The 15211-nt window shown below is 56.5% G+C and carries 13 protein-coding genes; 4 read left to right on the forward strand and 9 right to left on the reverse strand.

The window, feature by feature from the left end; genetic code table 11:
- Nucleotides 1-15: 15 nt before the first annotated feature.
- The 4 genes from proY to phoB all read right to left on the reverse strand — a co-directional run bounded on the left by proY (nt 16) and on the right by phoB (nt 5195).
- On the reverse strand, nt 16-1386 hold the full coding sequence (gene proY / locus BM373_RS08550) for a proline-specific permease ProY (protein ID WP_090460985.1): 1371 nt from the start codon (nt 1384-1386) through the stop codon (nt 16-18).
- A 73-nt stretch (nt 1387-1459) separates the two neighbouring features.
- A complete protein-coding gene (brnQ, locus tag BM373_RS08555; protein WP_090460986.1) occupies nt 1460-2779 on the reverse strand; it encodes a branched-chain amino acid transporter carrier protein BrnQ in 1320 nt (439 codons plus the stop codon).
- 409 nt (nt 2780-3188) lie between these two features.
- The gene (gene phoR, locus BM373_RS08560) at nt 3189-4484 is read right to left on the reverse strand and encodes a phosphate regulon sensor histidine kinase PhoR (protein ID WP_090460987.1); all 1296 of its coding nucleotides are present in this window, start codon (nt 4482-4484) and stop codon (nt 3189-3191) included.
- Nucleotides 4485-4505: 21 nt separating this feature from the next.
- Nucleotides 4506-5195 (reverse strand): phosphate response regulator transcription factor PhoB, encoded by a 690-nt coding sequence (phoB, locus tag BM373_RS08565; protein WP_090460988.1) that lies wholly within the window; start codon nt 5193-5195, stop codon nt 4506-4508.
- 198 nt (nt 5196-5393) lie between these two features.
- Here phoB and sbcD point away from each other — a divergent pair, with 198 nt between their 5' ends.
- From sbcD to araJ, 3 genes are read left to right on the forward strand one after another with little or no spacing between them, the layout of a single operon-like run.
- Nucleotides 5394-6596, forward strand: coding sequence for an exonuclease subunit SbcD (sbcD, locus tag BM373_RS08570; protein WP_090460989.1), 1203 nt, complete (start codon nt 5394-5396; stop codon nt 6594-6596).
- Complete coding sequence (gene sbcC / locus BM373_RS08575; RefSeq protein ID WP_090460990.1) at nt 6593-9748, forward strand: exonuclease subunit SbcC; 3156 nt, start codon at nt 6593-6595, stop codon at nt 9746-9748. The genes sbcD and sbcC overlap by 4 nt, the downstream gene beginning before the upstream one ends.
- A gap of 25 nt (nt 9749-9773) precedes the next feature.
- A complete protein-coding gene (araJ, locus tag BM373_RS08580) occupies nt 9774-10937 on the forward strand; it encodes an MFS transporter AraJ (protein WP_143102640.1) in 1164 nt (387 codons plus the stop codon).
- Nucleotides 10938-10942: 5 nt separating this feature from the next.
- On the opposite strand, the gene mak is transcribed toward araJ, so the two are convergent.
- Nucleotides 10943-11851: a fructokinase gene (mak, locus tag BM373_RS08585; RefSeq protein WP_090460992.1), complete on the reverse strand. Its 909-nt coding sequence runs from the start codon at nt 11849-11851 to the stop codon at nt 10943-10945.
- A 124-nt stretch (nt 11852-11975) separates the two neighbouring features.
- Between mak and rdgC the strand changes: the two genes are divergently transcribed.
- Nucleotides 11976-12887 (forward strand): recombination-associated protein RdgC, encoded by a 912-nt coding sequence (gene rdgC, locus BM373_RS08590; protein WP_090460993.1) that lies wholly within the window; start codon nt 11976-11978, stop codon nt 12885-12887.
- A gap of 125 nt (nt 12888-13012) precedes the next feature.
- Here rdgC and ppnP read toward each other — a convergent pair whose 3' ends face one another.
- The 4 genes from ppnP to aroL form a co-directional block, all read right to left on the reverse strand.
- On the reverse strand, nt 13013-13297 hold the full coding sequence (ppnP, locus tag BM373_RS08595; protein WP_090460994.1) for a pyrimidine/purine nucleoside phosphorylase: 285 nt from the start codon (nt 13295-13297) through the stop codon (nt 13013-13015).
- A 74-nt stretch (nt 13298-13371) separates the two neighbouring features.
- On the reverse strand, nt 13372-14049 hold the full coding sequence (locus BM373_RS08600; protein WP_090460995.1) for an AroM family protein: 678 nt from the start codon (nt 14047-14049) through the stop codon (nt 13372-13374).
- Nucleotides 14050-14301: 252 nt separating this feature from the next.
- The gene (gene yaiA, locus BM373_RS08605; protein WP_090460996.1) at nt 14302-14493 is read right to left on the reverse strand and encodes a protein YaiA; all 192 of its coding nucleotides are present in this window, start codon (nt 14491-14493) and stop codon (nt 14302-14304) included.
- Nucleotides 14494-14537: 44 nt separating this feature from the next.
- Complete coding sequence (aroL, locus tag BM373_RS08610) at nt 14538-15062, reverse strand: shikimate kinase AroL (RefSeq protein ID WP_090460997.1); 525 nt, start codon at nt 15060-15062, stop codon at nt 14538-14540.
- Nucleotides 15063-15211 lie beyond the last annotated feature (149 nt).

Genomic DNA, 15211 nt, shown 5'->3' on the forward strand with positions numbered 1-15211 from the left:
CCCGGAGGAACATCATTATACTTTTACGCGGTTGCGGTCGTGACGGCGCTTAAACGCCCAGCCCACCAGCAGTAGCGCGATCCACGCAAAGCCGACGTACAGCGAAATGCGTGTTTCCGGGTGGTAGCCAATCAGCGCAATGATAAACACCAGGAACAGCAGGCCGACCACGGTGGTGGCCACGCCGCCCGGCACTTTAAATTTCAGCGCGCTGACTTCTTCCGGCGAAAGGCGGCGACGGAAAGCGATTTGCGAGAGCAAAATCATGATCCACACCCACACGGTGGCGAAGGTCGCCAGTGACGCGATCACCAGGAAGATGTTTTTCGGCATGACGTAGTTAAGCCAGGCCGCGAACAGCAGCGCGATGGTCATCACCAGCACCGTGACCCACGGAATGCCGCGACGGGAGGTTTTGGCGAAGAACTGCGGCGCACTGCCCTGCTCCGCCATACCGTGCAGCATACGCCCTACGCCGAAGACGTCGCTGTTGATTGCCGACAGCGACGCGGTCAGCACCACGAAGTTGAGGATGCTGGCAGCAAAGGTAATGCCGAGGTGCTCGAAGGTCAGCACAAACGGGCTGCCCTGGGTGCCGACCTGATTCCACGGGTAAATCGACATGATCACAAACAGGGTGCCGACGTAAAACACCAGAATACGCATCGGCACTGAGTTAATGGCGCGCGGAATGGATTTCGCCGGATCTTTCGCTTCACCAGCGGTGATGCCGATGATTTCGATGCCGCCGTAGGCAAACATCACCATTTGCAGCGACATCACCATGCCGATCCAGCCGTTGCTGAAGAAGCCGCCGTTGCTCCACAGATTATGGATACCCGTCGACTGGCCGCCGTTGCCAATCCCCCAGAAGATGATGCCGATACCCGCCACGATCATGATGATAATGGTGGCGACTTTAAAGAAGGAGAACCAGAACTCCAGTTCGCCAAAGACCTTCACGCTCATCAGGTTGACGGCGCTGATGATCATCACCACGCTCAGAACCCAGATCCATTGCGGCACATCCGGGAACCAGACGCCCATATAAATGCCGAAGGCGGTGACGTCGGCGATGGCGACGATCAGGATTTCAAAACAGTAGGTCCAGCCGGTGATATACCCCGCGAGCGGGCCGAGGTTTTCCTGCGCATAGCGTGAAAACGAGCTGGCGGAAGGGTTGTGCACGGACATCTCGCCCAGTGCGCGCATGATGATATAGGCCGCCACGCCGCCAATAATATAGGCCAGCAGCACGCTCGGCCCGGCCATTTTAATGGCGTCGGCTGAACCATAGAAAAGGCCCGTACCAATTGCCGAGCCCAGCGCCATAAAGCGGATATGCCGGGTGCTTAAGCCCCGCTTTAGCTTGTTCGTACTTTCCATTCTTTCCTGTGCCGTCGCTAAAAATAAAAAACCACGGGATGTTAAGGCCCGTGGTTAAATTTGCAACCCTTGATTAATGTGCGCTGGAAGTCACCTGACGTCCTGCGGTGCGATCCCAGACCACTGCCAGGACCACCATCACCACGGTTGGCATCAGCCACGCCAGACCCTGTTCCGCCAGCGGTAAACGCTGCGTCCAGGCCGGTAACATGTCAGCAAACGCGGAGGCTTTGATGCCGTCGAGGATGCCAAACACCAGGCTGATAAACATGGCAGGCGCGATGATGCGCGACGAATTATGCCACCATGAGCGAGTGAAACTGAGTACAACCAGTGCGATACACGGCGGGTAGATAGCCGTCAGTACCGGAATAGAAATCTGGATCAGATGGCTTAAGCCCAGATTGGATACCAGCATCGAGAAGCCGCCCAGTATAAACGCCAGCGTGCGGTACGAGAACGGCAGGTACTGCGCGAAGAACTCGGCACAGGCGCAGGTCAGGCCAACCGCCGTCACCAGACAGGCCAGGAAAATCAGCGCCGCCAGCAGCAGGCTGCCCGCACCACCAAAGGTGTGCTGGACGTAAGCATGAAGAATTGCCGCGCCGTTAGCAGACTGCTCAACCAGCGTCCCGCTGTCAGAACCCAGGCGGAACAGCGCCAGATAGAGCAGCGTCAGGCCCACACCGGCAATCAGACCGGCCCAGATGGTGTAACGCGTCAGCAGGCGGGCGTCGGAAACACCGCGTGAACGGGCGGCGTTAACAATCACGATGCCGAAGACCATCGCGCCCAGCGTATCCATGGTCAGATAGCCGTTCACAAAGCCGTTGGAGAAGGCCGCATTTTTGTAGGCGTCCATCGCGTCGCTGATTGGACCCGCCGGCCAGACCAGCGCGGCCACGGAGAGCACGGTCAGGGCGATAATTTTCATCGGCGCGAGGAAATTCCCCACCGTATCCAGCAGTTTGCCCGGGTAGAGCGACACCAGGATCACCAGTGCGAAATAGATCAGGCTGTAGATCAGAAGCGGCATTGCGCCGTCGCCGGTCAGCGGGGCAATCCCTACTTCGAAAGAAACGGTCGTGGTACGCGGGATCGCGAATAACGGCCCTACGGCGAGATAACATACGGTCGCCAGCAGTACCCCGGCGGCTTTACCAATCGGCGTGCTCAGGCTGTCGATGCCGCCGCCCACTTTGGCCAGCGCAACAACGGTTAGTACCGGCAGACCAACGGCGGTAATCAGAAAGCCGACTGCCGCAGTCCAGACGTGTTCACCGGCCTGCAGGCCGACCATGGGTGGAAAAATAATGTTCCCTGCGCCAACAAACAGGGCGAAGGTCATAAAGCCCAGTGCCATGATGTCGCGTGGTTTTAAACGATGGGTCATAAACGTTTGATGCCTGTGGATGTGGTGTTGAAAGTGATGAATTTTCCGCCAGCCCCAGCGGGACAATACGGCAGCAATATCATGTTATTCCAGCGGGATATGCTTCCCGCACGACGTGGCGAAGAATAGTTTTTCGATTTACCACGCAAATACAGTCGGTCTGACAATATCTGGGGCGCAATTTAAACGCTTATAACGTTTAAAGGCAAGGCGGGATCCTAAAACCAGATGCTTATATTGCCTGTGAAATTAAAAGCAGCATAAAGCCCTAATTATAAGAAAAACACATGGCTTATCATGCGAACAAAAAAGCATCACACGTATGAAAATCAGGTTTATCTGCGTTGACTGCAAAGCAAACAGGCCAGTTTATGCTGGCCTGTGGAAAGATATGCTGACAGAGCGGGGACTAATCGCCATTTCTGGCAATTAAACGCTCCGGGAGGGTGAAGCTAAAACGGGTGCCTTTGCCGGGCGTACTGTCGATTTCGAGGCGGCTGTCGTGATGATTCACCGCATGTTTTACAATCGCCAGCCCCAGACCGCTGCCGCCGGTTTGCCGCGAGCGGGCTTTATCGACGCGGTAAAAACGCTCCGTCAGGCGCGGGATATGCTCAGCAGAAATGCCCGGCCCGCTGTCGGTGACGCAAAACTGCGCGCCGTGGGCCACCCGCTGCCAGCTCACCGTAATCTGCGTGCCTTCCGGCGTATGGTTAACCGCGTTGTAGACCAGATTCGAAATAGCACTGCGCATCTGATCTTCATTGCCCATCACCTTCAGCGCGCTGTCCACTTCAAAGGCGATCTGGTGCCGGTTCTGGCTCAGGGTTTGCGCTTCCCGTTCCACCACCCGCAGCATCATCGGCACATCAATGATTTCATTTTTCAGTTGTACCGGTGAGGCTTCAATTTTTGACAAGGTCAACAACTGGCGCACCAGCCCTTCCATGCGAGAGGTCTGCTCACGCATGGTATGCAGCGCTTTGTCGCGCTGCCCGCCTTCCAGCGTCTGCTCCTGCATCATCTCCAGATACCCCTGTAACACGGTCAGCGGGGTACGCAGTTCGTGGCTGACGTTGGCGAAGAAGTTGCGCCGTGCGCCTTCAAGCTGGTGCATTTGCGTGACGTCGCGCGCCACCATCAGCATCTGCTTTTCACTGTAGGGCATGACGCGGATTTCCAGATGCCGCCCACTGTTAAGCACCAGATTGAGCGGCTTCACAAAATCGTGGCGCTTTAAATACTGGGCAAATTCCGGGTAGCGCAGCAGGTTTAAGATGTTCTGCCCGTTATCGTCCGGCCAGCGCAATCCCAGCAGTTGCTGAGCCAGGCCGTTACACCAGAAAATCGCGCCCTCTTCGGTGGTAAGAACGACCGCATCGGGTAACGATTCTGCGCCACTACGAAAACGCTTGATCAGGCTGCCCAGTTCACGACGGCGCTTTTTATTACGCAGTTGCATCTGGTGCAGCCCGTAGAGCAGCGGTTCCCAGCTTCCGTGGCCGGGCGGCGGCGTCATGCTGCGATCAACCCACAGCCACCAGGAGAGTTGCAGTAAATTCCAGAAATGCCAGATCAGTAACCCGGTGACTGCCGCCAGCAAAAACCACGGCAGATAACCAAAAACGGCACCGAGCACAAAGGCAGGGATGCAGCACATCAGTAGCTCGAAAACCAGCCTTTTCCATGACAGCCGTTCCAGCACGCGTCACACTCCTGTCAAATTTTAGAAACGGGTCGAGAAACGATAACCCGTGCCGCGAACGGTTTGTACCATCCGGTCGTGGCCGCTGTGTTCCAGCGCTTTACGAAGACGACGAATATGCACGTCTACGGTGCGGTCTTCAACGTAAACATTGGTTCCCCAGACGTGGTTAAGCAGTTGTTCACGGCTGTAAACGCGTTCCGGGTGCGTCATAAAGAAGTGCAAAAGTTTGAATTCGGTCGGCCCCATGTCCAGCGGATTTTCCCCGGTCATGACGCGATGTGAGGTGGGATCAAGGCTCAGGCCCTGCATTTCAATGACTTCTTCCACCGCCATCGGTGAAATCCGGCGCATCACGGCTTTGATTCGCGCCACCAGCTCTTTCGGCGAAAACGGTTTGGTGATGTAGTCATCCGCGCCCGTTTCCAGACCGCGCACCCGGTCCTCTTCTTCACCGCGCGCCGTCAGCATCATGACCGGAATGTCGCGGGTCAGGGCTTCGCGCTTTAAGTGCTTAATAAACTGAATGCCAGAGCCGCCGGGCAACATCCAGTCGAGCAACACCAGATCCGGCCAGGGTTCATTAAGTTGGTTCACCGCGCTGTCATAATCTTCCGCTTCGACAGGCTGAAAACCGTTTTGCTCCAGAACAAAGCACACCATCTCACGAATTGGCGCTTCATCTTCCACGACCAGGATGCGTCTTGCCATAATTTGCCCTGTTTTTATTAAGTCATAAGTATATGTTGCGGCGTCATTATGCGTCAGATTTATGACAGATTTATGAAAATGATGACCGCCAGATGACGCAAACCGTTGTTTTATGACACCCGAAAAAAGGCGGCGAAACTATCATCACACGGCGTAATGTTTATAATCGGCCTCACGCTTTTTTGCCACGGAATTACTATGCGCCTCCTCCACACCTCTGACTGGCACCTCGGACAAAACTTTTACAGCAAAAGCCGCGCGCCTGAACACGCCGCTTTTCTCGACTGGCTGCTTGCCACGGCGCAGGAACAGCAGGTGGATGTCATTGTGGTGGCGGGTGATATTTTCGATACCGGCTCACCACCGAGCTATGCCCGCGAACTGTACAACCGCTTTGTCGTTAACCTGCAACAAACCGGCTGTCATCTGGTGGTGCTGGCGGGCAACCATGACTCCGTTGCCACCCTGAATGAATCGCGCGAGATCCTGGCGTTCCTGAATACCACGGTGGTCGCCGCCGCAGGGTGTGCACCGCATTATCTTCCGCTGCGCGACGGCACACCGGGCGCGGTCTTCTGCCCGGTGCCGTTTTTGCGCCCGCGCGATATCGTCAAAAGCCTGCCGGGACAATCCGGCGGCGAAAAGCAGCAGCATTTACTGAAAACCATCACCGACTATTATCAGCATCAATATCAGGCCGCCCTTGATTTACGTGGTGACCAGCCGCTGCCGATTATTGCCAGCGGCCACCTTACCACCGTCGGGGCCAGTAAAAGTGACGCGGTGCGTGACATTTATATCGGCACGCTCGACGCGTTCCCGGCGCAAAATTTCCCGGCGGTGGATTATCTGGCGCTCGGACACATTCACCGCGCGCAGGTGATCAACGGGCAGACGCATATCCGCTACTGTGGCTCCCCTATTGCGTTAAGTTTTGATGAAACCGGCAAGCAGAAGTGCGTCAATCTGGTGACCTTCCGCGACGGAAAACTGGACGAGATCACCGCCCTGCCGGTGCCGGTCACGCAGCAACTGGCGGTGGTTAAAGGCGATCTGGCGGGCATCGCGCAGCAGCTTGAACAGTGGCGCGACTCCCCGGTCACGCCCCCGGTGTGGCTCGATATTGAAATCGCCACCGACGAATACCTCACCGATGCGCAGCGTAAAATTCAGGTGCTGACGGAAGGCCTGCCCGTTGACGTGTTGCTGGTGCGCCGCAGCCGTGAACAGCGCGAGCGGATCATGAACGGTGAAATCCGCGAAACCCTAAGCGAACTGCGGGTGGAAGAGGTGTTTGAGCGCCGCCTGGCGCTGGAAGAACTCGACGACGCACAACAGCAGCGCTTACAGACGCTGTTTAAGCAGACGGTTCACGATCTCCAGGAGGAGAACGACGCATGAAAATCCTCAGTCTGCGCCTGAAAAATATCAACTCGCTGAAAGGCGAATGGAAAATCGATTTCACCCAGGAGCCGTTTGCCAGCAATGGTCTGTTCGCCATTACCGGGCCGACGGGGGCCGGGAAAACCACCCTGCTGGACGCCATTTGCCTCGCGCTGTACCACGAAACGCCGCGCCTGAGTAAAGTGTCCCAGTCACAAAACGATCTGATGACCCGCGACACCGCCGAATGTCTGGCGGAAGTCGAGTTTGAGGTGAAAGGCGTGGCCTATCGCGCCTTCTGGAGCCAGAACCGCGCCCGCAATCAGGCCGACGGCAATTTACAGGCCCCGCGCGTGGAGCTGGCCCAGTGCGAAGACGGCAAAATCCTCGCCGATAAAGTGAATGACAAGCTGGAACTGACCGCCACCCTCACCGGGCTGGACTACGACCGTTTCACCCGTTCGATGCTACTGTCGCAGGGTCAGTTTGCGGCGTTTCTCAACGCCAAACCGCGCGAGCGCGCTGAACTGCTCGAAGAGCTGACCGGCACCGAAATCTACGGGCAAATCTCAGCCCAGGTATTTGAAAAACATAAAGCGGAGCGCAGCGAACTGGAGAAACTTCAGGCGCAGGCCGGGGCCGTGCAGTTACTGAGTGACGAGCAGATCCAGACGCTCACCACAGGTTTGCAGGCGCTCACTGACGCTGAAAAAATTCTCCAGTACGAGCAGACGCAATTTCAACAGCAGCACCAGTGGCTGTCGCAGTTACAACGCCTGAGCCTCGATCGGCAGAAGACGCAGCAGGCGCTGGCGCTTGCGGTGCAGGCCTCCGACGCGGCGGCTCCGCAGTTAGAAAAACTCACCCGCGCGCTGCCTGCGGAAAAACTGCGCCCGCACTGGCAGCGCGTGCAGGATAAACAGCAGGCGCACCAGCACGCTCTCCTCCAGCAAGAGAGTGTGAATACTCGCTTACATGCCGCCCGTTTGCGTCGTCAGCAAACCCGCCGACTGGCCGCACAGCAGGCGCAGAGCGTGAATGCAGAGGTTGAGCAGACCCGGCAGTGGCTGGCCGATCACGACCGCTACCGCCTGTGGAGCGCAGAACTGGCGGGCTGGCGACTGACGTTCGAGCAGCAACGGCGCGATGAGAAAAACCGCGCTGAGGTGCAAAAAGCCATTGATGCCAGCCAGCAAAAGCTCGCGGCGCTGCCTCCGGTAACGCTTACGCTGACGCAGGACGAAGTAAGCACTCATTTACGTGAGCTTACCGCCGCCCGCACCGCGCGTCAGACGCTGGCAACGCTTCTGCCGCAGTTTGCGGCCCTGGCACAGCGCAAATCCCGCCAGCAGAACGAACTGACGGAGATGGATAAAGAGATCGCCCGGCGCGAGGAAGAACTCGCCCTGAAACGCCAGCAGTACAAAGATAAACGCCAGCACGCCGCCGATCTGGAGGTGCTGGTCGAGCAGGAAAAAATTATTCACAGTCTGGAAGCGGAACGCTCGCGCTTACAGCCCCATACGCCCTGTCCTCTCTGTGGCTCCACGGAGCACCCGGCGGTGGCGGCGTATCAGACATTAGAGCCCGGTATCAATCAGCAGCGCCTGACCACCTTAAAAGGTGAAGTCGATACGCTGGGCAAAGAGGGATCGGCCCTGAAAGGCCAGTTAGATGTCCAGCGCCTGCACCGGGAAAAAACCGTGGCGGCAATCGACGCCCTGCAACAGGAAGAGACCTCCGTTACCGCCCGCTGGCAGTCATGCTGCGCGCAACTGAACATCGCGCTGACCCCGCAGGATGACGTGACCGGCTGGCTGGAAGCCGAGGAGCAGCGCGAGCAACAGTTGCGGCAGTTAAATGAACGCCTGACGCTGACCGATGCGCTGCAACAGGAACAGCAGCGTTACGCGACCCTGAGCGCTGAGATCGCCCACCTGGATGCGGCGCTCAACGCGGCGCTTGCCGCGATGAGCCTTGCGCGACCGGCGCAAAGCGAGGAGCAGAACTGGCTCGCCGCGCGCCTGGATGAATCCCGGCAGTGGCAGGCGCAGCAGGACAAATTGCCCGCGCTGCGTGAACAGCTCGCCGCGCTGGACGCGATGTTGTCCACACTGCCGGATGACGGCACAACCCCGCCCGCGCTACCCGATAGCGAGCAGGCGATGGCACTCAGCCACTGGCAGCGGCTGCACGGCGAATGCAGCACTCTGGAAGGCCAGCTCAGCCAGCTTGTCGATCAACTGCAATTGCTGGCAAGCGAACTCGCCGCCGCCCGCGCGCAATTTGCCGATGCGCTAAGCGCCAGTCCGTTTGCCGATGAAAGCGCCTTCCTGAATGCGCTATTAGAGGAAGCGGAGCGCGTGGCGCTGGAGCAGCGTCGGGATCAACTGGCGCGCGAACAGCAGCAGCAAACCGTGTTGCTGGCGCAGGCGGAATCAGCGCTCGCACAGCATCAGGCCACCCGCCCGGTGGCGCTGGCAGAAGAAACCAGCATCGACGCGCTGGCAGCGCAGATTGCCGAACGGACGCAGCGGCTTCGCGATAACACTACCCGCCAGGGCGAGATCCGCCAGCAGCTTCGGGCGGATGCCGATAACCGCCAGCATCAGCTTTCGCTGCTTGCCGCCATTGAGCAGGCGAGCGCGCACGTGGAGGACTGGAGTTATCTCAACGCGCTGATTGGCTCAAAAGAAGGCGATAAATTCCGCAAATTTGCCCAGGGCCTGACGCTCGATAATCTGGTGTGGCTGGCGAATAACCAGCTGACCCGCCTGCACGGACGCTATCTGCTCAAGCGTAAAGCCAGCGAAGCGCTGGAGTTAGAAGTCATGGATACCTGGCAGGCCGATGCGGTCCGCGACACGCGCACGCTGTCCGGCGGGGAAAGTTTCCTCGTCAGTCTCGCGCTGGCGCTGGCGCTCTCCGATCTGGTCAGCCATAAAACACGCATCGACTCACTGTTCCTTGATGAAGGCTTCGGCACGCTCGACAGCGAAACGCTGGATACCGCGCTGGATGCCCTTGATGCGCTCAATGCCACCGGCAAAACCATCGGCGTAATTAGCCATGTCGAAGCGATGAAAGAGCGCATTCCGGTGCAAATCAAAGTGAAAAAAATAAACGGGCTGGGTTACAGCAAGCTCGATAGATCGTTTGCCGTGGATTAAAGGATAATTACGCGTGAAAGGCAGTGTGAAAAAAGTCATTATTTCGCTGGCGCTGGGAACATTCGGCCTGGGAATGGCCGAATTTGGCATTATGGGTGTATTAACCGAGCTGGCCACGGATGTGGGTATTTCCATTCCCGCCGCCGGGCATATGATCTCCTATTATGCGTTAGGCGTGGTAATAGGCGCGCCGATCGTGGCGATCTTTTCCAGTCGGTTTTCGCTCAAACATGTGCTGTTATTTCTGGTGATGCTCTGTGTTATCGGCAATGCGCTGTTCACCCTGTCGTCCTCTTATTTGATGCTCGCGCTCGGCAGGCTGGTATCCGGATTTCCGCACGGGGCATTTTTTGGCGTGGGGGCGATTATTCTCACCAAAGTTGCCCGCCCCGGAAAGGTAACGGCAGCGGTGGCGGGGATGATTTCCGGCATGACCATAGCCAACCTGATCGGTATTCCCGTAGGCACGTACTTAAGCCATGAATTTAGCTGGCGCTACACCTTTCTGCTGATAGCGGTCTTTAATCTCGCGGTGATCGTGTCGATTATATTTTGGGTGCCCGATCTGCGCGATGAAGCCACAACCCGGCTTAGCGAGCAATTTCATTTTCTTAAATCCTCTGCGCCGTGGTGTATTTTTGCCGCCACTATGTTTGGTAATGCGGGCGTATTTGCGTGGTTTAGCTATATCAAACCGCAAATGATGTACGTTACCGGTTTTTCTGAAAACGCGATGCCGTTCATTATGATGCTGGTCGGTCTGGGAATGGTGTTAGGCAACATCTTAAGCGGCAAATTATCACGCTGGTTTACGCCGCTACGCATCGCCATTATTACCGACTTTATGATTGTGCTGGCGCTGATAATGATCTTCCTGCTGGCGTGGAATAAAGCGGCGGCATTAACGTTCGCCTTTATTAGCTGCGCGGGATTATTTGCGCTCTCGGCCCCGCTGCAAATCCTGCTGCTGCAAAATGCCAAAGGCGGTGAAATGCTGGGCGCGGCGGGCGGGCAAATCGCCTTTAATCTCGGGAGCGCGGTGGGTGCGTTTTGTGGGGGATTAATGCTGACGGCCGGGTTTGACTGGAATTATGTGGCGCTGCCTGCTGCGCTGCTGTCGCTGTCGGCCATGTCGTCACTACTGCTCTACCGGCAGGTAATGTCGCGCACCGCAGAGGGTGCGCGATAGTTTCTTCAGGTTTGCGGCCAGAGCCAGGCCGCGCCGCGCACACCGCTGGAATCGCCGTGTACCGCTTTGCGGATCGGCGTTTCGCACTCTCCACCGAAGACCCAGTTTTTGACCATTTGCGGTACGGTTTTGTAGAGCCTGTCGACGTTGCTCATCCCGCCGCCAAGCACGATCACATCGGGATCGAGGATGTTCACCACGTGTGCCAGCGACTTCGCCAGCCGCATTTCGTAGCGGCTTAATGCCAGTTCCGCGATGGCGTCCTGCTCGTCCACCAGACGGATAATCTCGCTGCCTTTAAGCGGGTGGCCGCTCAGACGATGGTAGTCGGTGGCAAAGCCGGTGCCGGAGATAAAGGTTTCGATACAGCCCTGTTTGCCGCAGTAGCACGGCACTTCAGCGCGGTAGCGAAGCTCGTCTTCATCCATCCACGGCAGCGGATTGTGGCCCCACTCGCCCGCCGTGCCGTTGCCGCCAATGTGCGAGTGACCGTTAAGCGCAATGCCGGAACCGCAGCCGGTGCCGAGGATCACCGCAAAGACGGTCTGTGCACCCGCAGCCGCACCGTCTACGGCTTCTGACACCGCCAGACAGTTAGCGTCATTTGCCAGTCGCACTTCGCGGTTAAGGCGTTTACTCACATCTTTGTCGAACGCCTGACCGTTAAGCCAGGTGGAGTTTGCATTTTTGACCACGCCCGTATAAGGCGAGATGGAACCGGGGATCCCCATACCGACCGTGCCGCGCTGCCCGGTCTCCTTTTCTGCCATTTCCACCAGCGTGGCGATGGTTTCTACCGTTTGCTGATAGTCATTTTTTGGCGTCGGCAAACGGTAGCGAAAAAGCTGTTCGCCGCTGTCGCTAAGTGCAATCACTTCCGTTTTTGTGCCGCCTAAATCTATTCCAATACGCACAGAAATCTCCTTATGCCGGGTGAATCTCATGAGAGTAGAACCCACGCCTGGGATTAGCAATGCAAGCGGGGTGACAATTCGTTATCATGCCCGCTGATTTAACGACAAGGCCGTGGAAAATATCATGCTGTGGTTCAAAAATTTGATGGTTTACCGTCTCAGCCGCGACGTTTCATTGCGCGTTGAAGAGCTGGAAAAACAATTAGCAGAGCTTACTTTTACCCCCTGCGGTAGCCAGGATATGGCAAAAACCGGTTGGGTACCGCCGATGGGTTCACACAGTGACGCCCTGACCCACGCTAACAATGGCCAAATCATCATTTGCGCGCGTAAAGAAGAAAAAATTCTGCCCACGCCGGTGATTAAGCAGGCGCTGGAAGCCAAAATTTCTAAGCTCGAAGCCGATCAGGGCCGCAAGCTGAAAAAAACCGAAAAAGATTCGCTGAAAGACGAAGTATTGCATTCGCTGCTGCCGCGCGCGTTCAGCCGTTACAGCCAGACGATGATGTGGATCGATACCGTGAACGGCCTGATTATGGTCGATTGCGCCAGCGCGAAGAAAGCGGAAGACACGCTGGCGCTGCTGCGTAAAAGCCTGGGTTCGTTGCCGGTGGTGCCGCTGACGCTGGAAACCCCGATTGAACTGACGCTCACCGAGTGGGTGCGCTCCGGTGGCGCGGCGCAGGGCTTCCAGTTGCAGGATGAAGCCGAGCTGAAAGCCTTGCTCGAAGACGGCGGCGTGATCCGCTGTAAAAAGCAGGAACTGGTGAGCGACGAAATCGCCGTGCATATCGAAGCCGGGAAAGTGGTCACGAAACTGGCGCTCGACTGGCAGCAACGCATTCAGTTCATGATGTGCGATGATGGCTCGCTGAAGCGCATGAAGTTCAGCGACGAACTGCGCGATCAGAATGAAGATATTGAGCGGGAAAATTACGCGCAGCGTTTCGATGCTGATTTTATTTTGATGACGGGCGAGCTGTCCGCGCTGATTGAGAATTTAGTGGAAGGGCTGGGCGGGGAAGCGCAGCGTTAATCTTTTACCCTCACCCCGGCCCTCTCCCTCAGGGAGAGGGTGAAAAGCAAGCCCGCGCTCGATCTGTGGAGAGGGTGGTTTTAGTTCCCTCTCCCTCAGGGAGAGGGTTAGGGTGAGGGTAAAAATCACAGATACCGGCAAAGATACGAACTTGGCTCCGCCACCTGCAAATGGAATTCACTCTGACCAGGCACGTTAAATACCGCTCCGGCGGTGTAGGTCGTCCACTCGGTTTCCCCTGGTAACAACACGCGAAGCGCGCCGCTCACCACGGTCATCTCTTCTGGCTGCGCGGTACCGAAAGTATATTCCCCTTCCGCCATCACGCCGACGCTGGCGCGGCCAGTGCTGCTGCTGGTAAAACCAATGGATTTCACTTTACCGGAAAAGTATTCATTACTTGAAAGCATGTACTGGCCCTTATTGAAAAAGAATATGGAAAACCACTATAGGGGCCAGGCTTTGCGCCTGTCACGCAAAATCGCTACACCAGAAGCTCAGAGGCCAGACGGGCAAGCAGAACGTTAGAAAGGAGGACCGGCACATCAAGGGATTTTTGCAGTAAATCGCGGTGCTTCTGATGAAAACCGAGGCAATCCAGCACCAGCACATCGGCACCCTGCGCCATTAGCGTTTTACCCGCGTCAACGAGTTCGTCAGCGGAATGGCTTAACGGATTTGCCAGCGCGTAGTACGGCGGATTTTGCAGCCCCTGCCACTTCTGCTCTTGCACACTGAGCAACTCGCGCATCGGCACAATCACGCCAACCTGATGACCATCCACAATAGACGCAATAAGCGGCGGAATAATGCGCTGCGGTTCGAGCAGAATCGCGTTGTAAGCCATCAGACCAGTAAATTTCTCATTAGACATCAGCATGATGACGTCGAAGCCCTGATTATCCATGACTTCAATCGTACTTTGTAAATCACGCTCGACCTTTGCGCGGGAAACCGCCACAACGTTGCTGTCTTTGAGCAGGACATAAATTTCAGCTTCACCCGCCTGCGAACCGTATTCGGCCAGGACATCATCCGGCTCCATGTTGCCTAACAGACTGACATGGGTGATCTGCTGTTCGTCGATGTGCTCGGTTAAGAGCGGTAGCACTGCAGAAATGGGTATCACACCGATCGTGAGGATAGCCAAAGTTGCACTCATGGTTCTTTCCGCCTTTCTTCACTTCTGTTCTTTGACATTGACACCTGCGTGCCCTGACAACGCGAGGGGGGCTTAAATTATCATTGCAAAAGCGTAGCAGCAGATGGTTGCTGCGAAATGTAAAGATTTGCGTCGCGGCGCGACATCGTTGTAATTGTTCGAGGTTAACATTTCAGAAACATACTTTTGGGTGAAAACATGTGGTTTCCCCGCCGGCCAAAATATTTCACGGCCAGGCGGGGTGACGCTGAATCAGGATTTTTCAGGATCCTCATAGCGCCGTTTGGCATCGAGCGCTTCCTGCTCGGTTTTGTGTTCACTGATTAACGAGTCTGGCTTAGGGTGATCGGCCCGGAGCTGATACCAGGTCACCGTCTGATCCTGGTTTCCTTTCTCGATGGTAACAATGCGTGCTTCACGGGGATAAGGCGGTTTCGTCGGCATAGCGCTTCCTTTTTCATCAGCAGAACTATGAGTATAGCCAGGCCTTAGCTTGCGCGCGCCAGCAGCAGGGCCGCCTGAATCGCTTCGATCACGTTCTCTACCGGTTGCGCCGCATCGACAATGTGATGGGCCGTTTCCCGGTATAGCGCGTCGCGTTCTGCCAGTACATCGCCAATCTCTTCGCTGATGGGTTTGCCGGTAAGCGTCGGGCGCTGCGTTGCTTTCGGCACCGCTTCAAGGCGCTCAGCCAGCACGGAGGCCGGGGCGTAGAGATAAATCACGATGCCCTTCTCACGCATAAACTGCCGGTTTTCTTCACTCAGGATGATGCCGCCGCCGGTCGCCACTACCGTGCCGGGTGACGCCACACGCTGCAACGTGGCGGTTTCACGGGCGCGAAAACCCGCCCAGCCTTCCTGTTCGACGATATCTGCCACGGTCATTTGGGCCTGCGCCTGCAAAGCGACGTCAGTATCAATGAACTGGCTATCCCGGATCTGTGCAAGCGCCACGCCGATGGTGGATTTTCCGCAGCTGCGGGCCCCAATTAAAAAGATGGGTAACGTCATGACCTGGTGATCCCCTTAATAGCAATAGCGCGACGCAATAATATGAAAATGATAATACCCTTAAACAGGCGCGATTTCCGTCAATAAATCGTTACAGATTTATGAAGAAACGGCGTGGCAACTGAATTCAGCAAGATGTAATGTGCTGG

Source organism: Enterobacter sp. kpr-6 (assembly GCF_900116015.1).
GTDB lineage: Bacteria > Pseudomonadota > Gammaproteobacteria > Enterobacterales > Enterobacteriaceae > Enterobacter_D.

Bases quoted from the DNA above. Each gene is read 5' to 3' on its own strand.
- proY (WP_090460985.1), bottom strand. From the start codon at position 1,386: ATGGAAAGTACGAACAAGCTAAAGCGGGGCTTAAGCACCCGGCATATC.
- BM373_RS08600 (WP_090460995.1), bottom strand. From the start codon at position 14,049: ATGAGTGCAACTTTGGCTATCCTCACGATCGGTGTGATACCCATTTCT.
- rdgC (WP_090460993.1), top strand. From the start codon at position 11,976: ATGCTGTGGTTCAAAAATTTGATGGTTTACCGTCTCAGCCGCGACGTT.
- sbcC (WP_090460990.1), top strand. From the start codon at position 6,593: ATGAAAATCCTCAGTCTGCGCCTGAAAAATATCAACTCGCTGAAAGGC.
- yaiA (WP_090460996.1), bottom strand. From the start codon at position 14,493: ATGCCGACGAAACCGCCTTATCCCCGTGAAGCACGCATTGTTACCATC.
- ppnP (WP_090460994.1), bottom strand. From the start codon at position 13,297: ATGCTTTCAAGTAATGAATACTTTTCCGGTAAAGTGAAATCCATTGGT.
- phoB (WP_090460988.1), bottom strand. From the start codon at position 5,195: ATGGCAAGACGCATCCTGGTCGTGGAAGATGAAGCGCCAATTCGTGAG.
- sbcD (WP_090460989.1), top strand. From the start codon at position 5,394: ATGCGCCTCCTCCACACCTCTGACTGGCACCTCGGACAAAACTTTTAC.
- aroL (WP_090460997.1), bottom strand. From the start codon at position 15,062: ATGACGTTACCCATCTTTTTAATTGGGGCCCGCAGCTGCGGAAAATCC.
- brnQ (WP_090460986.1), bottom strand. From the start codon at position 2,779: ATGACCCATCGTTTAAAACCACGCGACATCATGGCACTGGGCTTTATG.